General features: G+C 44.5%; 24 protein-coding genes. 10 read left to right on the forward strand and 14 right to left on the reverse strand.

Annotation, left to right across the window (positions count from 1 at the left end; translation table 11 throughout):
* Positions 1-24 precede the first annotated feature (24 nt).
* Together pepT and ACLVWP_RS06605 are read right to left on the reverse strand one after the other, a co-directional pair.
* Positions 25-1,254 carry a peptidase T gene (pepT, locus tag ACLVWP_RS06600; RefSeq protein ID WP_413560802.1) on the reverse strand — a complete coding sequence of 410 codons (1,230 nt, stop codon included), beginning with the start codon at positions 1,252-1,254 and terminating at the stop codon, positions 25-27.
* A gap of 47 nt (positions 1,255-1,301) precedes the next feature.
* On the reverse strand, positions 1,302-1,982 hold the full coding sequence (locus tag ACLVWP_RS06605) for a hypothetical protein (RefSeq protein WP_413560804.1): 681 nt from the start codon (positions 1,980-1,982) through the stop codon (positions 1,302-1,304).
* 101 nt (positions 1,983-2,083) lie between these two features.
* Between ACLVWP_RS06605 and ACLVWP_RS06610 the strand changes: the two genes are divergently transcribed.
* Both ACLVWP_RS06610 and ACLVWP_RS06615 read left to right on the forward strand, forming a co-directional pair.
* Complete coding sequence (locus tag ACLVWP_RS06610; protein ID WP_413560806.1) at positions 2,084-3,781, forward strand: DEAD/DEAH box helicase; 1,698 nt, start codon at positions 2,084-2,086, stop codon at positions 3,779-3,781.
* A 122-nt stretch (positions 3,782-3,903) separates the two neighbouring features.
* Positions 3,904-4,746 (forward strand): hypothetical protein, encoded by an 843-nt coding sequence (locus ACLVWP_RS06615; protein ID WP_413560807.1) that lies wholly within the window; start codon positions 3,904-3,906, stop codon positions 4,744-4,746.
* 42 nt (positions 4,747-4,788) lie between these two features.
* Here ACLVWP_RS06615 and ACLVWP_RS06620 read toward each other — a convergent pair whose 3' ends face one another.
* The 5 genes from ACLVWP_RS06620 to ACLVWP_RS06640 form a co-directional block, all read right to left on the reverse strand.
* The gene (locus ACLVWP_RS06620) at positions 4,789-6,537 is read right to left on the reverse strand and encodes a tetratricopeptide repeat protein (protein ID WP_413560808.1); all 1,749 of its coding nucleotides are present in this window, start codon (positions 6,535-6,537) and stop codon (positions 4,789-4,791) included.
* Between the two features lie 166 nt (positions 6,538-6,703).
* Positions 6,704-7,123: a hypothetical protein gene (locus tag ACLVWP_RS06625; protein WP_413560809.1), complete on the reverse strand. Its 420-nt coding sequence runs from the start codon at positions 7,121-7,123 to the stop codon at positions 6,704-6,706.
* A gap of 86 nt (positions 7,124-7,209) precedes the next feature.
* A complete protein-coding gene (locus ACLVWP_RS06630) occupies positions 7,210-7,884 on the reverse strand; it encodes a putative DNA-binding domain-containing protein (RefSeq protein ID WP_413560810.1) in 675 nt (224 codons plus the stop codon).
* Positions 7,874-8,740 (reverse strand): DUF692 domain-containing protein, encoded by an 867-nt coding sequence (locus ACLVWP_RS06635; protein WP_413560811.1) that lies wholly within the window; start codon positions 8,738-8,740, stop codon positions 7,874-7,876. The genes ACLVWP_RS06630 and ACLVWP_RS06635 overlap by 11 nt, the downstream gene beginning before the upstream one ends.
* A gap of 3 nt (positions 8,741-8,743) precedes the next feature.
* Positions 8,744-9,019, reverse strand: coding sequence for a hypothetical protein (locus ACLVWP_RS06640; RefSeq protein WP_413560812.1), 276 nt, complete (start codon positions 9,017-9,019; stop codon positions 8,744-8,746).
* A gap of 417 nt (positions 9,020-9,436) precedes the next feature.
* On the opposite strand from ACLVWP_RS06640, the gene ACLVWP_RS06645 reads away from it, so the two are divergent.
* Together ACLVWP_RS06645 and msrB are read left to right on the forward strand one after the other, a co-directional pair.
* On the forward strand, positions 9,437-9,697 hold the full coding sequence (locus ACLVWP_RS06645) for a hypothetical protein (RefSeq protein ID WP_413560813.1): 261 nt from the start codon (positions 9,437-9,439) through the stop codon (positions 9,695-9,697).
* Positions 9,698-9,832: 135 nt separating this feature from the next.
* Complete coding sequence (gene msrB / locus ACLVWP_RS06650) at positions 9,833-10,366, forward strand: peptide-methionine (R)-S-oxide reductase MsrB (RefSeq protein WP_413560815.1); 534 nt, start codon at positions 9,833-9,835, stop codon at positions 10,364-10,366.
* Positions 10,367-10,371: 5 nt separating this feature from the next.
* On the opposite strand, the gene ACLVWP_RS06655 is transcribed toward msrB, so the two are convergent.
* Positions 10,372-11,166, reverse strand: a complete 795-nt coding sequence (locus tag ACLVWP_RS06655) for a hypothetical protein (RefSeq protein WP_413560816.1) — start codon at positions 11,164-11,166, stop codon at positions 10,372-10,374.
* Between the two features lie 232 nt (positions 11,167-11,398).
* Here ACLVWP_RS06655 and ACLVWP_RS06660 point away from each other — a divergent pair, with 232 nt between their 5' ends.
* The 3 genes from ACLVWP_RS06660 to ACLVWP_RS06670 all read left to right on the forward strand — a co-directional run bounded on the left by ACLVWP_RS06660 (position 11,399) and on the right by ACLVWP_RS06670 (position 13,560).
* Entirely contained in the window at positions 11,399-11,935 is a 537-nt protein-coding gene (locus ACLVWP_RS06660) for an SRPBCC family protein (protein WP_413560817.1), read from the forward strand.
* Between the two features lie 140 nt (positions 11,936-12,075).
* Positions 12,076-13,086 carry a hypothetical protein gene (locus ACLVWP_RS06665; RefSeq protein WP_413560818.1) on the forward strand — a complete coding sequence of 337 codons (1,011 nt, stop codon included), beginning with the start codon at positions 12,076-12,078 and terminating at the stop codon, positions 13,084-13,086.
* 18 nt (positions 13,087-13,104) lie between these two features.
* On the forward strand, positions 13,105-13,560 hold the full coding sequence (locus ACLVWP_RS06670; RefSeq protein WP_413560820.1) for a hypothetical protein: 456 nt from the start codon (positions 13,105-13,107) through the stop codon (positions 13,558-13,560).
* An 18-nt stretch (positions 13,561-13,578) separates the two neighbouring features.
* Here the strand turns inward: ACLVWP_RS06670 and ACLVWP_RS06675 are convergent, their stop codons facing one another.
* Entirely contained in the window at positions 13,579-14,232 is a 654-nt protein-coding gene (locus ACLVWP_RS06675; protein ID WP_413560822.1) for a MarC family protein, read from the reverse strand.
* Positions 14,233-14,535: 303 nt separating this feature from the next.
* The gene (locus tag ACLVWP_RS06680) at positions 14,536-14,793 is read right to left on the reverse strand and encodes a DUF2945 domain-containing protein (protein WP_413560824.1); all 258 of its coding nucleotides are present in this window, start codon (positions 14,791-14,793) and stop codon (positions 14,536-14,538) included.
* Positions 14,794-14,947: 154 nt separating this feature from the next.
* Here ACLVWP_RS06680 and ACLVWP_RS06685 point away from each other — a divergent pair, with 154 nt between their 5' ends.
* Positions 14,948-15,661, forward strand: coding sequence for a hypothetical protein (locus ACLVWP_RS06685; RefSeq protein WP_413560825.1), 714 nt, complete (start codon positions 14,948-14,950; stop codon positions 15,659-15,661).
* On the opposite strand, the gene ACLVWP_RS06690 is transcribed toward ACLVWP_RS06685, so the two are convergent.
* Together ACLVWP_RS06690 and ACLVWP_RS06695 are read right to left on the reverse strand one after the other, a co-directional pair.
* Entirely contained in the window at positions 15,658-15,930 is a 273-nt protein-coding gene (locus ACLVWP_RS06690; RefSeq protein ID WP_413560827.1) for a hypothetical protein, read from the reverse strand. The two genes, ACLVWP_RS06685 and ACLVWP_RS06690, sit on opposite strands and share 4 nt — an antisense overlap.
* A 10-nt stretch (positions 15,931-15,940) precedes the next feature.
* A complete protein-coding gene (locus ACLVWP_RS06695) occupies positions 15,941-17,203 on the reverse strand; it encodes a JmjC domain-containing protein (protein WP_413560829.1) in 1,263 nt (420 codons plus the stop codon).
* A gap of 189 nt (positions 17,204-17,392) precedes the next feature.
* Between ACLVWP_RS06695 and ACLVWP_RS06700 the strand changes: the two genes are divergently transcribed.
* Positions 17,393-18,610 carry a class I SAM-dependent rRNA methyltransferase gene (locus ACLVWP_RS06700; RefSeq protein WP_413560830.1) on the forward strand — a complete coding sequence of 406 codons (1,218 nt, stop codon included), beginning with the start codon at positions 17,393-17,395 and terminating at the stop codon, positions 18,608-18,610.
* A 22-nt stretch (positions 18,611-18,632) separates the two neighbouring features.
* Positions 18,633-18,917: a chorismate mutase gene (locus ACLVWP_RS06705; RefSeq protein ID WP_413560831.1), complete on the forward strand. Its 285-nt coding sequence runs from the start codon at positions 18,633-18,635 to the stop codon at positions 18,915-18,917.
* A gap of 23 nt (positions 18,918-18,940) precedes the next feature.
* Here the strand turns inward: ACLVWP_RS06705 and ACLVWP_RS06710 are convergent, their stop codons facing one another.
* Together ACLVWP_RS06710 and ACLVWP_RS06715 are read right to left on the reverse strand one after the other, a co-directional pair.
* A complete protein-coding gene (locus ACLVWP_RS06710; RefSeq protein WP_413560833.1) occupies positions 18,941-21,499 on the reverse strand; it encodes a DUF3656 domain-containing U32 family peptidase in 2,559 nt (852 codons plus the stop codon).
* 74 nt (positions 21,500-21,573) lie between these two features.
* A complete protein-coding gene (locus tag ACLVWP_RS06715) occupies positions 21,574-22,863 on the reverse strand; it encodes a DEAD/DEAH box helicase (protein ID WP_413560834.1) in 1,290 nt (429 codons plus the stop codon).
* Positions 22,864-22,965: the final 102 nt, after the last annotated feature.

Here is a 22,965-nt window from a genome sequence, read left to right on the forward strand (position 1 = left end):
AGGGTCTCTTCGGAGACCCTTTTTTTATTTCTGGGCGGCGAGTAGGCAGATTTTTTCAGTTAGTTCGTAGGATTTTATGAAGGAGCTGACGGGGAGAAACTCGTATTTCGAGTGGAAGTTCAAGGCACCCGTGAAATAGTTGGGTGTCAAAATTCCTTTCGCAGAGAGGGCGGCACCATCAGTTCCTCCGCGCATTGGGATCACTTTGGGTTCGACACCGATCTCTTTCATTCCAGCAAAAATCAAATCAATGGCGCGGCGGTCTTTGCCGATGGCACTGCTGATGTTGCTGTAGGTGTCGGTGATTTTTGTTGAGATCTTAGCTGTCGGATATTTGGCAGCGATGGCTTGTGTGGCAGCTTCGATTTTCTTTTTTCTTTCTGCAAAACTTTGCAAATCAAAATCACGAATAGAAGCTGTGAGTTTTGCCTCTTGTTGAGTCGCTGTCATTCCGTTGAACCAGATGTAGCCCTCACGACCCGCCGTATTTTCTGGAGTCTCGTTGCGATCAAAGTGGCTGATAAAGTCTTGCGCCATTAGGATTGGATTTACTAAGACACCTTTTGCCGACATAGGGTGAGCGGTCACTCCGGTGAAGGTCATATCGGCTGTTGCCGCATTGAAGTTTTCGTAAACCACTTCGCCAAGATCACAGCAGTCAATTGTGTAGGCGAAGTCCACATCGAATCTTGCAAGATCCAAGGCCTTGGCGCCTAGTAGGCCGATTTCTTCATCGGGAACGAAAGCGACTACGATATCGCCATACTCTTGGTCGTCTCTTAGATTTGCTAGCAAGGTCATAACAACGGTGACTGCGGATTTGTTATCGGCGCCCAGCACGCTTGTTCCGTCACTGAAGATGATATCCTGATTTTTGTAAGGCAGAATTTCTGGATGTTCAGAAACTTTAAGCCAGATGTTTTCTTTTTTATTTAAGCAAACATCTTCGCCTGTGAACTTTAGAATTTGGGGATGAATGTGCGGGCTAAGTCCCACGTCGACCGTATCGATATGAGTGATAAAGCCGATGCGTGGTCCACCTTTTTTAGTTCCAGGTTTAACGGCGGTGACCGTCGCATGATTGTCGATTTGGATATTCTGAAGGCCGAGGGCTTTAAGTTCCTCTGCCAGCATCTCCGCCAATTTTTGTTGTCCGGGAGTGCTGGGAAGAGCCGCAACCTCATCATTGCTCTGAGAGCTTACGGCCAAATATCTAAAGAAACGTTCGATCAGTTGTTTATCAATTGTCTGCATGCTAGCGATTGTATCGCTAGCAGACCTGTCGCGCTATTGCTGACACGTTACAGAACTTCAGCAATGAACTGTTTAACTCCGGGGCCAATTTGCATTAGAGCTTTGTTTTCGCTGGCTTTTTGAGCTCTCGCGGTAAGCTCCGATTTACTATAGTCCTCTTTACTGTCTTCGATTTCAGCAGTTTCTGTAACTATAGCTGTGTAAGGAATAACTCCGGTACGTGTATCCAATAATAGCACTTCTAGGGATGTGATTGCTTTCGCTTTATCTTCTGCAAACCATTTAAACTTCCAGTCGCTATACGAGACCGGCTTGATGATTAAAAGGGCGTCTGCCTGCAAAAGAGCAGATGTCTGGCGGAGGCCAGATAAGGTAACAGGGGTGGCGACGACGACTTGAGGGACTGGCACTACTGATCTTACTCTTGGACCCCAATTAGATTTGTCATAGAACTTTTCGCCGATTTCTTTGTCGATTGTTTGAAACGCGAGCGCATCCTTGGAGTCTGTTATACGAACGATAGCCAGTTGTATTTTCTTTGGGAGTGAAACTTTCGACGAAAGCAATTTGTGAATGGCTGCCTCGGTGAGAGGCTCAGATCCAGTAGTTAATGAAAGAGATAATGTTGGACGCGATTTATATTCGGACGAAAAGTCAGAATCATACTTCTTTGAAGCGCAGCTGATAAGTAGCGGGATCAAAGCGGAAAATATAAGAAATGTCTTCAAGTTGCCTCCAGTAAATATCCCTTGTTTATATATGAGACAGTAACAGCCCGTCAATCGCTGATAATTCTAATGCTATTTATGTAAATTCCGATGAATTTAGTATGAGAAAATATCCTGACGTTCCTCTGAATGATCTTCTCAAGATGATACAAGAAGAGAATCGAATAGAATACTGGCGGCACAGTGATGAGGCCGGAGCAGCATTAAGTTCCATAATTGATAGTGCGCGGGCTCTTGGACCGCTATCTTTACGTGAAACAAGATCACTTACACAGTGGGTGCTAACCGGCGATATCAGCTATTCTCGATTCAGAGCTGGAGACAGAGTCGATTTGCGTGTCGCCAAAGTCGGAGAGGATTCGTCCCGGCTTTTATCTGAGGGTTGGACTGTTGCATCAGTTCGATATCCATCGCCTGGTCGCATTGAGGTGATCATAGACGGTAAGCCTTTTGATTATGATGGCACAAAGGAAGTTTTTTTATTTCAGAGCTCATCAGTTATGCTTGGCCATGCTCTGAGGCGTCGAATTAAAGACTTTTCGGAATCAAACCACGAGATACTTGGGACGGGCCAGTATTCTCTAAACGACTCATCGAGAAATTTCTGTGAATTATTTGAGAAGCTTAATTCTACGCAAAAAAAATCTGTTCAGTATCTAATGGAAAATAATTTGAGCGGTGCTGTTCAAGGCCCCCCGGGGACGGGTAAAACTCAACTGCTTAAAGCGATTATTGCTTTAGCATTAGATTCAGAAATGAGAGTTTGCCTGACGTCCTTTACTAATGCTGCTGTAGATAATTTGCTAAGCAGAGCAGTAGGCGGTGGTATGGAGTATGAATGGTGCCGAGTAGGTAATTCAGATCGTATCCGTAAGGACCTCTATGGCGCTAAAGCTTCCGATATTGGATTTTTAGCAAAAGGTTTCGGTGACGAAATTGAAGATGCTCAGCTGGTTGCAGCGACACTTCATAAAATGGCTTTTAGTGCGTCAGTGCCAAAATTCGATTTACTAATTGTCGATGAAGCAGGGCAAGTACCAATGTATTTCTGGCCTTATATCACTCGTCTTGCAAAAAGGGTTGTGTTAGTTGGTGATCAGCATCAACTACCACCGGTTCTTGCGACGGAGCACAACTATCTATCACACGACAATATCTTTTCATTCGTAGTTAATAGCAGCACGCCTATGTTGGAAACTCAGTACAGAATGCGCCGGGAGATTCAGGGGTGGTCTTCGGAAAAGTTTTATAGGGGTAAGTTAGTGCCTGATGCTTCGAACGCTGAGTATGACTACTTTAAGGATAGCTCGGCCTTATATACTGACGGATTTGTTGTTGCTAAGAGTTTTAATGGTGGGGTTTCAGGCTCGTCTGTTTCGGAAGCAGAGTATATTGCTCAGAAGGTCGAGAGGCTGAGTAGGAGCGGTGCGGATCTCTCTAAGATAGGCATTATATGTCCATATAGAGTGCAAGCCGGATTGATCAGCTCGACTTTGCAGGGAAAGATTGGTGTTGATGCTGTTTCTAAGATTCTTGTGGACACTGTGGAGAGATTCCAAGGTCAAGAGCGTGAAGCAATATTTCTATCATTTGGCGGTGTCGGTGATAGCCAAGAAGCGCTTAGATTCCTATCAAACGCCAAACGTCTAAATGTGTCTGTAACTAGGGCGAAATCGAGGTTCTACTGTTTGTATGACGAAAAGCTATGGAGTAATTCATTTAATCGTAGTTCAGCAGACCTAAATGAATTTCTTCGCTGGGTGAGATTCGGCAAGACTACGATCAGGCGCGCTGCCTAAGCATTACGAGGTGCGACGTAGTAATCGTACGCTCAGTTGAAAGCTCATTGATAAATTTTAGGCCTGTATTTGTCATTTTCAGAGGTCTGTGACATGACTTCCTCCTCTCCTGGAGGAATCAAATGCGTTCATTAAAACTTGCGGTTTTGCTGCTTTTATCTTCTCTTTTCTGTACTCAAGCGATGGCTTCGTACAACGTTCAAGACGTTGGCGTTATTGGCTTGATGTCTCATGACGTTTTTTCTTGGGATCATAAAAAAGAAATGAACGTTGAAAATGGTCGTTTGGATCTAAGCACTATTTTCGAATATGAAAATGGTCGCAGATGGTACCTAGGTGGCAATCCTAAGAATTCAGAAAATGCGGCAGTTTACACTGTGGCGATGAAGCTTGTGAATCACTACACGAAACTAATGTCTGAAGGTATGAAGCCTTTGGAAGCTAGAAAACACACTGTGATCGTATTCCACGACATGATCCGTGAGTTCTATGAACGTGCGTTGCAAGAAAAGTTTCCTGAAACTGCTTTGAAAGAAATGCCAAATAATATGGAGCAAGCCGCGATCAGAGGCTTCCATGATCTTTTGCCTGGTCGTATCCATTTGTATGGTCGTCTTCGCAATGAACTTAAACTAACGAGCATTATGACTGCGAAAACGGTTTTGAACGATCGTGAGTTGATGCAAGAACTTAAACCGTTCGATGGTGACTATGACGAAGAATACAAAGCGATGAAGATTCCATTCACGAAGGTGGTTTTGAATCTGAAAGAGATCGATAGAAAGTTCATCGAAAAATACAGCGACTTCAAACAAGCTGACATGCTAGCTCAACTAGCGAAAGTCGGGGCAGGCGAGATGACGATCCATGAACTGTCATTCGCTCCACCAGTTCGCAATCTGTTTAGAAAAGCGATGTGCGGTGAGGGCAATCACTACATGCCTCAAAATATGGCCTGCGAGTAAATCGTAAAAAAAACCGAAGTGGAAGCTTCGGTTTTTTTGTATCTAGAACACTAGTTTTTGGATTTTGTTGCGGATTTGGTTTGCGCGTTTCTTGTCTGTGGTAAGCTCTGCGGCTTTGGTGTACATGGCCTTGGCTTTTTCGGGTTGTGCCTGCATGGAGTAGGCGTCAGCCAAATGTTCAGCAATGATGCCTGCTGAGGCTTGGTACTGGTGAGCTTTCTCTAGGACTTGGATCGACTCGGCAATTTTATTCTGTTTGAATAAAACCCATCCCAGGGTGTCCATGACGTAGCCGTCTTTGGGATCAAGTTCCAAGGCGCGACGGGCAAGTTTTTCTGCTTCTGGAAGTTGTTGGTTTAACTCCGCCAAAGAAAATGCCAAATAGCTCATGCTTTGCACGTGATCTGGATCGATCGATAAAACCTTTTTCATTTGCTCGATCATGTCAGATTTTTTACCCAGGCGATCTAAAACCAAGGCGTGTTGGAAAAGCAAAGATACATTTTTAGAGTATTTGGAAAGACCTTGTTCAAGGATGCGAACCGCACCCAAGTAGTCTGCCTTTGCGTCAAGCAGGGACGCATACATCGTGTAGATTTGCGGCTGAGCCTTTGTGCTGATTCCACTTTGAGCGACGTTCAACGCTTGGTTGATCTTTCCCATTCCTTTTAACAAGTAAGCGGCGTGAATGATGGATTCGCTAAAGTGTTCGCTTGTAGCTGGAATCATCATGTAGTTACGGATGGCATCGTCATGATTTCCAAGCTCTTCTTGAACAGCGGCCAGATAAAAACGGGGAGCATCTGCCGTTGGATAGCTTGCCACCATGTCTTTAAGAGTCGACTCTGCCTGATTAAGACGTTGCTGCTTAATCAAGATAAGTGCCATCTTCATTTGGACTTGCATAGAAGGTTCTGAGTTACCCGCAATGTAGGCAAGCTGCTCATAGGCTTTTTCGATATTGCCATCATCAATATAAATTTGAGTGATCGTGCCAGAGATTCTGTCACTCACGCCATGTTGTTTTTGATAAGCAAGGGCTGAAGCCAGGGCCTTATCGCGATTTCTTTGCTTCAAATAGAGATTAACCAAAGAGCTCATGGCCTCTTCATAGTTTGGCTTAATCTTAAGAGCTTTTTTAAATGCGTTCTCAGCAGAGGCTTCAGATTTTGCGCTCTTTTGATCTAGGTACATCAAGCCGAGGTAGTAAGTGGCCTCTTCAGGATGTTGATTTTTTGGATTCTTAATCAAGGAATTGAAGTGCTGTTCTGCTTTGGCAAAGTCTTTTTTATCGGCGTACAAAGCCGCGATGTAAAATGGAGCTTCACTGTTCTTGGGATCAATCCCTAGAACTGCATTGTATTGAGAGATTGCTTGGTCATGCATGCGCTCGGCAGAGTAAAGTCGTGCTAGGACAAAGCGTGCTTCAATGCTTTTAGGATCATTCTTAACGGCAATTTCTCCGTGTTGCAGAGCCAGCTTCATTTTGTCTGATTTCAAATACTCAGCCGCCAGTCGTAAATGAACGACCGGAGATTTAGGATCAAGAGTCGCCACTTTCTCAAGGTGTTGAATCGCCTGAGCGGTCTTTCCTTCGCGGCTTGCAACTTCGCTTAAAATAAATTGGTAATCCGCTTCCGCGCGAACATTCACGGGATCGGTTGGAAGGGCGGGAACAGTCAGGTTTTTAGTTTCTGAATTCTTAGCTGTTTTTTTCGTCGGTATGCTGCCACAGGCAGTGAGGGTAAGCAAAAGACCGATACTCGCAGTGGCTTGAAAAAAAGAAGGCATCTGTTCTCCTTGTCAGGATACAGTGTAAATAACTTTGCAGCTTTATAATAAAATTGTTGAAGATCCAGCGAAGGACTCGCCTTTTATCAGAGGAGGAACGGCGGGAAACTGGCCCTAGAGGCGGCTTTCACCACCTCTGGTGTCTAGGTAATTCTGAGCAGAGTTCTTATTGGCAACGGAAGTTCAGTTCGTAGCGGTAGCCATTACCCAATGCTCCACGGGCAACTGATCCACCCAATCCAGCGATACCACCGACAGTTGATTCAGTTTGACCACCCATGGCCCAAATAGCGCCGCCAGCGGCTTGCGCAACTTTAGATGCTGTCTTACCGGTTTGGTAAGTGCTTTCGTCAACATTGCCTTGGTATTTCGAACCTTCGTTGACGATCACTGGTCTTTTTTTATATTGCTCACAGTAGTCTTCGGCTTGTGACATCGCATTTCTGTAGCCTTCGTCTTTATCTTCCACGCTTAAAAGAACTTTGTGAATTCCATCAGCAGCGGGTCTAACATCGCGATGATGAGCGCATCCAAATCCAAAAGTTGCGATAGCTGCGATGATAGTAAAATAACCAAGATTTTTCATGGAGGCTCCTTTTTAGTCTTAATCACTTTATGCTGAGAGACTTTAAAAAGGATGTCAATAGTCAGAAATACCTTACCGCATCGCTATTAGCTAATTTGGAACAGAGGAGAAAGATAGCTAAAGGCCGTGCGGACGGTTTCCTCGAATTGTAGGTGCTTGGGAAGGTTTTCCCAGGATTTTTCTTTAAAAATATGGCTGATGATTTCTGTCGAGGCTGGATCGAGTGTGACGAATGTGTTTCCATCTTCGTCATTATAAAAAAGAATCAATGATTTACGAGTGGTTTTGGGTGGTGTTTCAGTTCTCCAGATGCTCTCGACATCCCACTCCGATTCTAAAACTAAAAAGGGACGGCTCTGAATGAGTGAGATCTCTTCGCCTAAATCAATTCGTCCGATATAGAGAGGGGAGTTTTGGTTTAAGAAGTAAGACTGAAAGTTTAAAGCTTCCAATTTGTAGAGGTCACGCAACCAAGGTTCAAGGTTTTCTTGCTTCTGATTTTTTAAAAAATCGGCCCATCTTTGTGCGAGATGATTCATTGACCAGCTTTGCGAACCGTAGCTCCTGCAGAAAATCTCAAAACGTTTTGAGAAGTCGGTATCTAAGCTGATCGCTACGGGGAAGTCTTCCTTCAGTGATTCTTCAAAACGAATTCGATAGGCATAGGAATATATGCTTTCCCGAAGGTTTTCGGGGCTGTCCTGCGTAATCATTTTTTGGAAAGACTCTTGGCGAGCCTTTAGGGACAAGTTAGAGGCCATGACGAGCCTCCATTTTTTTACCTATGAAAATGTTTTTTGCTTTTAGCAATTCTTCCTCAACTACGGAAAGTGGAGGAATGTTGTCATCCCACTCGATCATAATGCTTGCTTGAACACCATGGTCGCGAACCCAGCGTAATAGATCCCAAACTTCGGGGCGTACGGGCTCATCATGGGTATCAATCATGTAGTCGCCTTTATCACGGGGGCCGGCGAGATGAATTTGCACCACGCGATCCCAAGGAATTTTCTGCAGATATTTATAAGAGTCGAGTTTGTGATTAAAGCTGGTAACAAAAATATTATTCAAATCGCAAAGTAGAAAGCATCCCGATTTTTGGCAGACTTCTTTTAGAAAATCCGCCTCATCCATTTCGGCTTCTGGAAAGTGCACATAGGAGGAAACGTTTTCGATAAGGATCGCCTCTCCCAGATAATCTTGGATGCGTAGCAGTCGTTCTGCGCAATGATTGATGGCTTCCTGAGTGTAGGGCAGAGGTAAGAGGTCATGAATGTTTTTATTATTCAAACCCGTCCAGCATAGATGATCGGAAATCCATTTCGCTTCTATGGCTGATCTTAGTTCTTTGAGTTTTTTTAAATAGTCGAAATTGATGTCATCTTGACTGCCAATATTCATGGAAACTCCGTGCATGACCACGGGATAATTTGCTCTGATTTTTTCCAGAGTTTTGAACGAGGGGCTAAAGCCCCCCGTGACCTGTCCTAAATAGTTCTCACTGATGATTTCGAACCATTTTGCGTGCTGAGCGGCCCCCGCCAGTATCTCATCGATATGTGGCTGACGGAGACCAAGCCCAAAACCCAAATTAGGAAACAGTGTTTTTGAATTCATTAACTATTTACCGTTACAGCCGTCTTTACCGCTGCAAGCATCGGCAGATTTTTTGTCTTTTTCATGGCCTTTGCATTTGTTTTTGGCATCTGCTTTAGCAGCGCCTTTGCACTTATGCTTGTCAGCAGCAGCTTTGCATTTATCTTTCTCGTGGCCTTTACACTTATTTTTCTCGGCCTTAGCGGGTTCTGTTGCAGTGTCTTCTGCCAGAGCTTTTGAAGCGGATGCGCCAACCATTAATCCTGAAAGTGCGGCAACGGCCAATAACTTCTTGTTCATGTGGATCTCCCTTTTTTCAACAGTTTGTTCTGTTTGTTTTTGGTTATCTGCATTCACATCATGGTCTTCTTTAAAGATGAATACTAGGTGAAGGTCCTTCAAGATTCGTTGAGTTTTGATACCGTCCTTAACTGGGACGAAATCTCAAATGTGACGTCGAAATGGGTGAGGGCATGAGATTGGTGTCTAAGAATCACTTCTTAGGTCACTTCTTAAATTGGAGGACAGCTTTCTTTGGTTTAGTTACATGAGTTTTTTGGGGTGGCAAGTGCTGGATTTGTAATGGCAAAGCGGCTTGGCTATTCCCAAAAAGGAGCAAGATTGTCTAGAGAGTAGACGTTCTTGAAGGTCAGGTCCCATAGGTGGCTTATTAAAATGGCATTGAAATCGCATATAGGCGAATGCGTAGGAGTATTTATGAAATTATTGATTTGTTCCCTTATGTTGGTTTCAAGTTCGGCAGCTATGGCAGCAGGTTTTTATGACCGTGACAGCGGAGTTTATACTCGCGCGGATTCTTATCAGGAGCTTAGCTGGTGTGCTGATAATAAAGTGGTGCGTGAAGGAGCTGGCGGTCAACTTGTGACTGAAGCTGATTGTAATGTATCTGGTAAGACGTGCGACACAGAGGCATTGATCTTTAATAAAACCGTGATCTACAGAGCTATGTGTAAGTAGACATCAGCTAATTGACCTAAATTAGAAAACCGAAGCCAAAAGCTTCGGTTTTTTTGTTTCAGAATGGCAAAAATCTCAAATCTTTGTGTTGGAATCGCCTGTAAGGAGTCTAAGATAAACGGTATGAGGTGCCTTATGTCACGGTTGGTTTGGACCGTTCTTATTTCCTTGTTATTGAGCGCGACTCTTTCCGCTAAAGAGAAAGAGTACGTCAAACCCAGCGATGCTGAGTTAAAGAAAACACTCACTCCCATGCAGTACCAATGCACGCAACAAGCAGCCACCGAGAAGCCCTTCGACAATGCTTATTGGAATAATAAGCGCGAGGGAATATATGTCGATGTTGTGAGCGGGGAACCTTTATTTAGCTCGACTGATAAGTATGACTCAGGGACTGGATGGCCAAGTTTTACCAAGCCTATTGATGACAGTGCGATAACTACTAAGCCTGATCACGAGATGATGGTAGAAAGAACGGAGTTGCGCTCTAAGAAAGCTGATTCTCATTTGGGGCATGTGTTTGATGATGGTCCGAAAGATAAGGGTGGAAAACGTTTCTGTATAAATTCCGCAGCCCTTAAGTTCATTCCTGTCGAAGAAATGGAAGCTAAGGGCTACGGACGGTATCTATCTCTTTTTTCTAAAGCTAAGAAATCCGGCAAGAAATAAAGCTACTAAGGGTAAGAAATTGTGTTGAAGTGCCAGTCTTGTGCGAAATCCCAGTTTGGAATCCAGTACATTTTGACGGTGAAGTTCATGCCGCGGAATTGTTTGCTACGAAGCTCGATAATGCATCTTGTGTTACCCATGCATTTTTCATCTGTAGACCAGTTCCCATTGCTGCCATCGTGCCAATTGCTGATAACTTCATAGCCCACGAAAGTTGCGAAGTTCGTATTTAGAATAGCATCTTGTTCTGTTACGCCGAACCCACTGTCTGCTCTGATTTCTTTGGTCTCTGTGATCACATTCGCGTAAGGGAATGTCGAGGAGCCGAACATCCAGTGATTTAGGTTTTTAGAAGACTTTTGCAGTTTGTAAGGCTCCGGCTCTGACACTTTTGAAAGATTGTCGTAAGCATTCCGTAAGTCTTTGATTCTGTAAACGTGACATTTGATTGTGCCCGCAGGATCTTGTAGCACGATGTCTTGTTCATGGTCGATGTTCACTTCTTGACCGAACATAATCACTTCAAATTTTACTTTTACATTTTCGCCACCGTTGTCTTCGACAGAAACTTGACCCCAGTTTGGATTCCCGCGGCCATCATCGGCTAGAACATAAGCTGTTGAATTAGACTGGATGTAGGGATTCGAGCTACCATGGCCCGTGATAATGTAACTGCCATCATTCTTACCGCTGATGTCCCAGTTCATTTCACAGCTGACTTGCGGGCGCATAGCTGCTTGGGCTTGAATATTTAAAAGAGTACCTACGATGAGTGTTAGTGCGATCATTGTTTTTTTCATTGTTAACTTCCTTATGGTTTGTTGTATGAGCTGTATGCCTTACATAAAGAAGTATCGTTATTATGGCCTTTTCTCTCAATCATCAGAATAAAGGAATCAATTTATGATACTATTTTGGATATTTCGAATCAAAAGGCGTCAGATAGCATAGTTGCCAAAAGACTCGGGGTGGGCGTGATAGTTTTATGTCATAATATACAAGCAATCGACATGATCATTTTAAGGAGTTTCTATGCAAACATCTCAAACCAAAAAGAATCCGGCGGCGACTCATAAGAACTCAACACCGAACTCAAAGCTGTTAGAAATTGATCGCAAGTTTAATGCCCCAGTCGAAAAACTTTTCGAAGCATTCGCTGATGGTGAAATCATCAAAAAGTGGTGGTGGCCCAATGGGATGTACGCGGATAATGTTGTCTATGAGTTCGTCGAAGGAGGCCGCTATTTCATCAATATGAAGGGCTACGAAAACGGCGGTGGAGGAATGACAGGACGCTTTGAAGAGATCGTGCAAAACGAACGCATCGTTATGACCGATCAGTTCGCAGATGAGAAGGGCACGGCTATTTCTCCACAAGAAGCAAAAATGCCAGGCGAGTGGCCAGAGATGGCGTTCATTACAATTGAATTCCAATCGAGCGGTGCAAACTCCAGCAGCTTTCATCTTTCACAGCAAGGCATCCCAAACGAGCTTCAGAAGGACTGCATCCAAGGCTGGAACGAATCCTTCGATAAACTCGAAAAATACCTAGAGGGCCGCAAGCACTAGCTTACGGCTTGCGAAGGTCCTGTTCCCTTTCTCTGGGAGTGGGACTTGGCTCTCACAAAGTCCTGAACAAAGTAAATTAACTTTGTTTATAAACACACGACATATACTATTTGCACATCTAACTAAATAGGGGATAGTTGATGTGTAATAAGTTAGTACTGTGTATGGGGCTATTGTTTGTGGTTCATGTTCGGGCTCAATCCGTTAGCACTCCTAATGCGACTACAAGCATTCCTGAAAATACAACTCCGACGATTGTGCCACAATTTGGTATCAAGCAGATTATTAGAAGCCACAAATTGGTCGTCATCGAAACCAACATCACCACGCCATATCCAAATGGGAAAATATTTTTAGCTACGTTTCCTGACGGAGATCAGTGTTCATTGATTCTAAAAGAAACGAATGCATCTCTACTGACGTTGGACTCCACTAGCTGTGATAAGCCTGAAAGACTGACAACTAAAACTCCCGTTGAGCCTTCCTTAGTCTCTGTTCCAGGCCAGCAGGTGAATGGCAGCTCTACCGCTGCAGTCGAAGCAGCGGCCTTTAATGATACCGCTGGTGAAAGTCGTCAAAAATATGGAAGCTGGTCATTAAATGCTTATTACTCATCTGCGAAAGAGTTCCTTTTTGATGGTGCGACCTATTCTGGAACTAGCGGCACTGGAAAGGGTGAGATCTCATTCGATTCAGGTGGCGCATTGGGGGGTGGGTTCAATGTACTTATAATGAATCCTAACTCATGGGGCTTTTCTGCTGGGGGATTTATTGAGTCTTCTCGCGAGATAAAATCTGTTACTGTCAAAGGTGCCAATGGAACCGCCTACGGAAATGCGACGGGAATTAAGCCTAAGATTGGATTCGTAGGGGCCGAGTTTAATGCTCTTTATCGCTGGGAGAAAGTGTATTTACCATTTGGCGCAAATCTCACAGCTCCATATTACTCAGATATACCTTTGTATATGGAAATTCAAGGTGGGCTTGGACTTCAATTGGGAATGGGTTTTTTAATTTCCGAAAATGCTGTTGTCGAAGTGCTGGTTAAGACTATTGGTATGAGAGCTAAATATTCAGATGGATCCGACACACTTGATTACGGATACGGAACTCTTACTGGTGCAACGGTTGGCGGAAAGATTATTTTCTAAAGAGCGAGGGAGTGGAAAATGAATAAGTTGATTTTCGAGGGTGAAGAAATCATTAAAAAATGGGATAACTGCACTTTGACGAATAAAAGAGTTTGGTACAGCGTCGAAGCTGGTGGAGATGCCGAATATAGAGGATTTCCAGTGAGTCAGTTTCAAGGCGCTACGATTGGAAAAGTATCGTACCCGTGGCTGATGTATCTTGGGGTGGCGATCTGTGCGCTATCGTTTCTCATGCTGTTGGGTAATAGCTCCGGTAAGTTTGGCGCTTTTGTTGGTACGTTGATTTTTGGAGGTATAGTAGTCGCCGTCTGGCATTTTACCAAACGAGCTGAAGTATTGTTCTGTTCGAGTCAGATAAAAATTCAGGTGCACTTACATGCTAATGAGAAGGACTACAACGAAGCGATCAGCTTTGTCTCAGAAATCGAGAAAGTGGCCTTAAATTCTAGAGCTAAGTCAATTTCGGCCGCTTAGTCTTAAAGATGGGCGCCGCTAGGTGCCCATCGCGCTTTTGAAGAGGGCTACCAATCCTTCGACGATCATTTGCAGGGAAATTGCTGCGAGCAAAATACCCATGATCCTTTGCATGACGGAGATTCCTGACTTTCCTAGGAACGTCTTAATCCATAGCGAGTATTTCAAGACAATATAGGAAAGCACAAATACCAAAATGATCGACGTGATCGAAATCGCCGTGTTTTCAACAAAGGTCCCTTGCGGGTCATTTGAGAAAACGATCACTGACGTGATCGAGCCCGGTCCCGCGAGCAGGGGAATCGCTAAAGGCACGATGCTGATATCGCGTTTATCTTCGGCCTCGCTGACTTCACTGGAATAGGTCTGATCAAGTTCTTTGGCTTTGATCATGTCGAGTGCCGTTAAAAATAGTAAAACACCGCCGGCGACTTTAAACGCATCTAGTTTAATTCCTAATAAATGGAAAACGGCGTTTCCGAACAGTTGGAAGAAGATCAAAATTTCTGCACCAGTCATGCAGGCTGTGCGGATGATCTTCTCCAAATTCTGTTTTGGAGTATTCTTAGTTAAAGCCAAGAACGTCGGAATGATAGCAAAGGGATCAACGATGACAAACAGTGATGAAAAGACCAACAAGAATTTGGTCCCAAGAACCCAAGCATATTCCATAGCTAGCTAATAACTTTATTTGGAGTGCGTACGGCTTCTTGAGAATTAGGATTCTTGGCTTTGCCACTGAAATAGGAAAGGGCAGTGGCAACTAATAGAGCAACAACAATTCGGATGATCGAGTTTTTCATGACGGACCTTTATGAATGCTTGAGAAGCAAGATAAAGACTTCGTACGGAGAGGGCAAATTTTTATTCCGTTAGTAAATTAAAAGTAAATCAATTGAATTGTCAGGAATTCATTTGGACTATACTGACAAAAGAAGTTTCGTATTTCAATTGGCTTGCAGTGATGTTGAAAACTTACTGAAACATCTTAGGCTGTTTCGTCGCCGAAGCCTTCGTTTTACTCGCTGAAAGTTCAGTCTCAAGCTTCAAAGCAAGATTGCCAGCTTCCGATTTAACCAGGTACGCGGGCTTTTCTTCAGATCCATGACGAGTGATCTTTTTGCCTTTGATGGTTTTAGTGACGCTTTCCTTAAAGACTTCTTCAACAGTCCCAAGAACGGGGCGCCCCAACCACTGCCATTGTACTTTTGATGATTTTTTGAACTTCGCCATTTCTGGGTCCTTCTCAAAATGGAATTCTTAAAGAGTGTCCTATTTTAGTATCACCGCCTATTGAAATACCAGAAGTTATCAGTATTTATGCTGTACGATAGTTAATCAAAAAACTGTAGCTTGTTTATTTGGTAGTCTGTGTTTGAATTGAAGGATGAGATATTTTGCTCTTGTCCTAATTCTGACTTCCATGTCGGTGGCCTGGGGAAACGGGCCTGGTGATGGAAGTACCAACCAGCCTTCATTGATGATGAGCTCTTCGCTAGTGCGTAAGAGCTATTGGGGAATCCGATATGAGAAGGGGCCGGCGCCGGAGTTCAAGGGCAGCGCCAATGAAATGAGTTCGGCAGAGAGAAGTGGGACCTATGGTATTCAATACGGGAGCTATTTTTTTGATCGGTTGATGTTGGGGGTTCAGGTAGGCCCGATACTGTTGCCATTTCCTCTATTTCCAACGGGGCATGTTCAATATGACTTCTATCGTGGCGACAGTTTACAATTTAGTCTGGGCGGATTTTCGGGGATTTTTGGACATCCTTACGGCGCGGGACTGACGGGTTCTTTCAATGCTAGTCATAATTGGAGAGTTTTTGTAAGTGGTCAGTGGATCTCAGATGCTGTGACTTATGAAAGTGCGATCGGAAATGAACATGATAACTTCGTGAGCGTAGACACTGAGTATAGCCTTCTCTTGCTGGGCACTGAAATTGTCGCGCCTAAGTACGAGAATACTCAGATGTCATTTTCAGTATCGGTCGGGTACCAGGACTATTTGAACTACAGCATCACCAGCGAAGATCATCCGTCAGACTTTAAATTTCATGACGGACTATCTGCTTACATCGAAGTAAAGTTCTTCCTCGATTAATCTTGTTTCAAAGCTTCAAGCAAGTTCGCAAAGCAGCCGCGCAGTTCGTCTTCGGAATGTTGTTGGCGCACAACTTCTGAAAGAACGATGTCGCTGTTTAAAGCTGATTCCAATGCCGTCTTGAACTCTGCAACAGAGTGGTCGCCAGGATTTAGCAATTGGCTTTCTAAAACCTTAACTAGGACCGCAGTGCTTTTAGGGCTAGATGGTTTTTTGTGCTGTTTTACTAGGACGATAAGGCGTTTTGCGAGTGGATTGATTTCTGCCATGGGGGAACCTTTATACTTTCTGGATAGCGCCAGCATTTGCTAGGGCCTGCAGGGATTGAATATCGTTTTTAAGAGTTGCGCCTTTTAAAAAATCACCGGGAACGAGAGCTTTACCAGTATTCAAAGCTTTGATGAGTTTTAAGAGGCCAGCGGAAGTACTTTGGATCTGTACTCCACCGAAGCTGAACGCATACATTTTTTTATTCGTCAGACTTTGCTGCCATAAGATCATTGAATGATCATTGCGCAGTTGAATTTTAGATTTAGGGGCAATCTTGACTTCGGTGTGAGGCATTGTCTTGAATCCTTGAAGCGAGATGTGCTTTGTCCAAGATTGCAAGAAAGCCTCTTCCAATTCAGAAGGGGAGAGATTTTTTAGAAGTTCTATCGAGTCACGATACTCTTTAGGTAGTTCACTGACTTCGCCATTTTGACTATGCAAAGTTTTAAAGCTCGTTGTGACTTTTTCTCCCACTGAGCCCATCTTTGTATCGATCAATGCTTTGAGAGTTTCCGAGAAAACATCTTTGTGAGGCTGATCCACCCACACGCCTAAGCTCCAAGTCGCACTGAAGGAGCCATCTGACTCAGCAATATGCCACTCCGAAGAAGGCCAGTAAGTCATGTCGCCAGGACCGACTTCTAAAAGTTGGGAGTGCTTTTTGTGTTTTTCATAGCTGAACGTGCGATCTAGTTCTGGATGCTTGTCACCATAAGCAGCAGGCCACAGACGGAACTTTTTTACTCCCGCCACAGGGAAGCTAAAAACTCCGCAGGAGTCGACGTGAACACCGAAGGGAGTTTTTTTGTAATTGCCCAAGTACAGTCCCATTTCAGAGAAGCGATTTGGGAAACCCACGTGGCGGTAAAGAGCATCAGTGAATTCTGTTAAGTACTGCTGTTTTTTTAGGTTCACTTGCAAAAGCTCATCACAAACTAAGCAGTAATCTGAAAACTCAGACTCCATACGTTCGTGGTAACCGAGCAGGGATTTGTCGTCGCGTTCAGGAAGAACTTGCAGCACTTCTTCTTGATCAGCTTTTGCGCCGTCGATAAAAAACTTAAAGCCTTCTGGATCATTGAGGTCACGGCAGCGGTCTGCGTAAAGAACCAACAGATCAAAGATCTCATCGGCACTCATTTGCAGTAAATCAGATTTTACGTTTCTTACCAGAAGCGGTTTTTTCTCCCAGTGGCTTTTCGCAAAAGTACTCCAAAACTTCTCATTCAAGAGAGCCGGTTTTGAGGTGGATCGCGAGGATTTTTGAGCCATGGGGGGAACTCTCCAAAAAGGACAAAATAGGGGATGGCAGGAGAGTCGTTTAGAATGATCTGCGAGTCAAATAATGAGGTTTTAAGAGAGCCGTCCTGTAAATTTACCAACGCTGTTGTACCCAGGGCATAACCCCTTGTGAGCAGACGGGATTTAGCTTAAAAAGGGACCTTCTTTTGGAGACCCTCAATGAGCGATGCTGCCGTCACATTTCACGATGAGATTAAAACTATTGAGCTTAAGCGCGACGTTACCAAGCACTTAAAGCAGGGCCACCGCTGGATCTTTGCCAATTGCTTTGATGACAGCAAAAACTTTAAATCAGGTATTCATCTTTTGAACTTCAAGGGCGAGACCCTGGCTCTAGGGATCTGGCAGGCTGATACGCAACTTCGCTTCCGTGTTTTGGTTTTGGCTGACGAGCCTATTTTCAGACGCAATAACATGAAGCGCACTCTGGAACTGTACTTTGAAAGTCAGTTCCGCAAGGCCGTAGAAATTCGCAGAACCTTCGATTTGGCAGTAACGAACTCCTTCCGTTTGATCAATGGGGAAGGGGATGGACTCCCAGGGCTTATCGTTGATATCTACAACGACACCGCGGTTATTAAGCATGACCACGCGATTATGGAAAAGACTTGGAATGCTCCCGTTATTGCGGCAAAAATCCAAGAGGCATTCCCGCAGATCAAGTGCGTGTATTTGAAGCGTCGTAATGATGCTGAGGAAAAGGGCACGAATATCGTTGGAACTTTGGCACCTGAGACTCAGTTCCTAGAAAATGGCGTTCTATTCGCCTCTAACATCCGTGATGCTGCTAAAACTGGTTTCTTCTTGGATCAACGTGATAACCGCAAAATGATCCAAAACTTTGCCAAAGACAAAACTGTCTTGAACCTTTTTAGCTACACAGGGGGATTCTCGATCTTTGCCGCAAAAGGTGGCGCTAAAGAAGTGACATCCGTGGATATCGCAAAGGTGGCGATTCAAGCCGTAGCTCGCAATTTCGAGATCAATAATCTTGAGACTGTTCATCATGACGTAGCCACAGACGCCTTCGCTTACCTAGAGCAACTGAACACCGAAAAGAAAAAATACGATATCGTAATCACAGACCCTCCAAGCTTTGCCCCGAATGAGAAATCAGTGGAGCAGGCTAAGGCGGCTTATACGAAGGTTTTCTCTAACTCCATTAAGCTAGTGAACCCAGAGGGGCTTTTTGCGGCTAGCTCTTGCTCAAGCCATATCTCTACCAAAGAGTTCATGGAGATCTGCCAGGAGGCGTTCTCTCGCGCTCGTAAAAAGGCGACATTGGTTTATATCGGTGGGCAGCCCGTAGATCACCCATATCCTTTGGCGATGGAAGAGCTTCGTTATTTGAAGTTCGCCTTGTTCCGTTTGGACTAATTTTAGATTTAAGAGGCTGACCATGGAAACTATCGCGACACTTCGCCAAGACATCGACCAAATTCATAAAGAAATGCATGCGCTCTTTAAGCGCCGCCGTGATTTGACGATGAAGATCTGGGCGATCAAGCAGGCCGAAGGCCAACCCTTCTTTAATGCCTCCCGTAAAGAACAGATCCTGAAGGATTTTGTGAATTTGACGGGGGAGCAGGGGCAAGACCCTGCTTTTGACGAACTCTTAAAGGGCATGATGAATGCGACTTTGAGAGAGTACGAGAAATATCTAAGATCTAAATACAAAGAATAAAGAAAAGGCTGTCTAAGACAGCCTTATTTTTTTCTGCTTTGGTATTCTCTTTCACGTTGGAAGTGACTTTCAGACAAGCCATAGCTTTCAACGTTACCAAGATCCTTGATCAAGGCCGTAAGTTCTTTCTTGCCGCTGATAAAGTCGATGTGAGCTTGGATTTTATTGATCAACTCGCTGCCACGCTCTTTAAGAGCCTCGTAACGAATATATCCAAGTCCTTGGCTTTCCCATTCTTTCACATAGCGTGCAGCAGACTGAGAAGTTCCGTTGTACATCGTATTACGGCATTCTTGGTCAGGTTTAATCTGATGCCAGTTACCGAATTGGTCTTTCAATTTAACGTCGTGCTTTTCACAAGGTCTACCGCAGTCTTTAAAGCTTGAACCTTTGCTCAGGAAGGCTGCAAACACACAATGCTCCATATGGAAGCTTGGCATGTATTGATAAGCCGTCACCTCAAAGCGTTGAGCGTCGCCAGCTTGAATCAACTCGCTGACTTGTACATTATTTAAGTCATAACCCAAGCAAACGCTGTGAAGGCCTTTGTCGAGCAAGTATTGCGCTGTCAAATGATTGGCAACGTTCAAGCTAAAGTCACCCAGGATTTCGCCTTGGTAGTTATTGGCTTGCAAATATTGAACGGCACCCAAGTTTCTGGCCAAGATCGCATCTGGTTTCAAATTCGCCAAGTGTCTGACGTTACGATGCTCGTTTGGCTTTAAGATACGAGTAGTCGCGATACCGACTTTAAGGCCTGCTTCTTTAAGAACATTCAAGCTTGGTTCAAAATCCAAACCGAATTCGAAATCCAAGATCGCCAAATTAATATCGGCTACTTGAATCTGACCATTCTTAACCGCATTGGCAACGTCTTCAGCCTGACCCTTGTCACGTAAAAGAAGATTAAGCTTCAATCCCGGAGTCTTGCGGTCCGTGATTTTCTTGCTGCCAATCCATTCCATCACTTGAGCTTGAGGTGTTACATTCGGAGCATCACCATTTTGGATGCGAAGATCGGTAAGCTCTTTCACCAGTTTTTGGCGAAGTTCTTTCACTTGCTTGTTCGGCAAGAACAGAGGAGTCGATGAATCAAGTTCTGATTCAAAGCCTTCACCGCGGAATGGGCTACCCATCAGAGCGAAAAGCTCTTCGCGTAGATCCAAAGAGTTTAGGCCCTTGTTTTTTGCGGGCTCACAGATATTTTCTGACAAGGCAACAACTGTGTACTTGCCATCTGAGTATTGAACTTTCAAAGGTTTACCCAATGAAGCTTCAGCACGTACAGTGACTGGCAGACGTTTTTTACGTTGCTTGTCTTCAACACTCAACGCGACGTCTTTTTTAAGGTCTTTATCGTGATTATAGAATACACGAGCGCCATTATAGAAACCTTCCATCGCGATGTCTCTTGAGAACTCAAGAGCAAATCTGCGAGGGGAGAGAGTCTTCACCGCAAAAACGAATCCGCCTTTTTCAGCGTCTCCACCATTGCGGTCTTTATACACCCATAGGATACCGTCACCGGCTTGAATGAAGTCAGCTTTCAAGCCTTGTTGAGCTTTGTCTTCTGAAATCTCAACTTCCATGGACGTGCTATTTACTTTCGTGATTTTACCGAACTCAAAACCACGGTGAGCACTGAATGTACCTTCAACAAGTTCTTGGTGATTCACACCATGGAACCAGCCGCTATAGAAACCGCGAGAGAATGCGGTTGCCATTTGTTTTTTCAAAAGGATAGGATGCTCCAAACCTTTGTTCGATTGAGCAGAGGTGATGGCTTCGTCAAAGCTACGTGCCGCAGTGGCTACGTACTCTGGAGTTTTAAGACGACCCTCAACTTTGAAACAATCAACGCCAGCTTCTAGCAAGCTTGGAACTTCGTTGATACCGCAAAGATCTTGAGGAGAAACCAGGAAGGACTTGCCACCCAAATCACGTTTCTCGCCATCGACATGCATTTCATAAGTAAAGCGGCAGCTTTGTGCACACTGACCACGATTGGCAGAGCGTCCACCGATACCTTCAGAGGTAAAGCATTGGCCTGAGTAACTGACACACAAGGCGCCATGCACGAACACTTCGATTTCCTTCGTCGTGTTTTGCTTGATCGATTGGATCTCTTTCAAAGAATTTTCGCGCGCCAAAACGAAGCGCTGAATGCCCAAATCATCAAGCCATGTGATGGCTTCGGCATTCGTCACACTCATTTGTGTGGAGCCGTGAATACGTTGTTCCGGAGCCATTTGACGAATCAAACGGATCAAGCCCAAATCTTGAACGATGAAGGCATCTGGTTTTAAAGGAAGGATTTTTTGTAGAACGTCGACAGCACCTTGAAGCTCGTTTTGGAAGATCAAGATGTTGAAAGCGAGGTTCACTTTCACGCCATGCAGATGGCATGTATCGATGATGTCTTTCACTTCTTCGATTTGGAAATCATGACTTCTGCCACGGGCATTGAAGCCCGGAACGCCCATAAAAATAGCGTCGGCACCATTATGAATGGCGGCCAAAGCCATATCTTTGGTTCCAACGGGGAGTAGTAGTTCGGGGCGTTTTAAAGTCTGCATTTCCATGGCCTGTAATTAGCCAGCACAGGGGCTCTTTCGCAAGGGGAATTTGCCAGAGTGCTGGGAAGCGGAAAAATTATCTATTTCTTTCCGAATTTCTTAGTGGGTTTGCCGGATTTTCCTGCGGGAGCTGGCTTACCAGATTTAGCGGCTGGTTTAGCGCTCATCGTGGGTTTGCCCTTTTTCATCGGTTTGCCAGTCTTACTCGCTTTTGTCGCAGGCTTTGCGTACGAGTTAAACTTTGTCTTATCGCGGTCTTTTTCAAGCTTTCTGCCTTCTAAGCCTGCGATAAAGGCCTCGTCTCTTTCGGTTACGAAATTAACGACGACACCCTTACGACCTGCACGTGCTGTACGACCGGCGCGGTGAAGGTAATTGTCCTTTTCCTTCGGCAAGTGATAGTTGATCACGCGGTCCACGTTTGGAATATCAAGACCACGGCCGGCAAGGTCTGTCGCCACCATGAACTTAACTTTACCGGTGGCAAATTTTCTGAGGTTGGTCTTACGCTCAGCTTTTTCCATTTCACCGCGATAGATCACCGCTTCATAACCGTTGTCGGCAAGCTCTTTGGCAAGCTTGTCACATTGTTCGCGAGTATTGGTGAAAAGGATTGTCGATCCTGCTGAGGGTTCTTTTAGAAGTTTATCCAGCAAAGGCCAGCGTTTACCGTCTTTGATGATACGATTCTGTGTCACCAAAGTTTTGACTGTTTTTCCAGCTCCAGCACTACGATATAGTTCTGCTTTAGAGAACATACCGTTAATCAACTCTTGAACTGACGGGGAGATTGTTGCTGAAAACAGCGCCAATTGAACCTGACTTGGGCAAGCGTAATAGATGTTGTTAGAGTCAGAGATAAATCCTTGATCCAACATCTGATCGGCTTCGTCAAAAACTAGAAAACGCACATCAGAAAGGTCGATGTATTTTAGTTGCAACATCTGCATCAGACGACCCGGCGTCGCCAATAGAATTTCAAAAGGACCCGAAGTATTTCTGCGAGCTTGCTCCATCGTCATCCCCCCCAAAGCGGGGCGCACGCGCAAACGAGTATCATGGGTCAAAGTTTTAAATACTTTGGAAACCTGCTCGCCCAATTCACGGGAAGGAACCATCACCACTGCGCGAGGGCTGGAGTTTTCATAAACTTCGTGGCCATCTTGTTCCATGGATTTAAGCTTATGCAAAAGAGGCAGGGCATACGCCAAGGTTTTACCGCTTCCAGTTTCAGCAACTCCCACAACGGACTGACCGCCCATTAGAGTAGGGATGGCGTTATTTTGAATTTCAGTAGGCGTTGAGATTTGGGTCGACCTTAAGGTCTTCACCAATGAATCTAAGAGCCCATAATCAGAGAATTTTGCCATACCAGAAGCCTTCCTAATGCCGCGACTAAATATTGGACAATCCTATAAATTGGCCAAAATGGAGGGTTCCATCTAGTCGTTATCAGCTCTAACGAGTTGCGG

Origin of the sequence: Bdellovibrio sp. HCB209 (genome assembly GCF_047306065.1) — a bacterium.
Classification (GTDB): Bacteria; Bdellovibrionota; Bdellovibrionia; order Bdellovibrionales; family Bdellovibrionaceae; genus Bdellovibrio.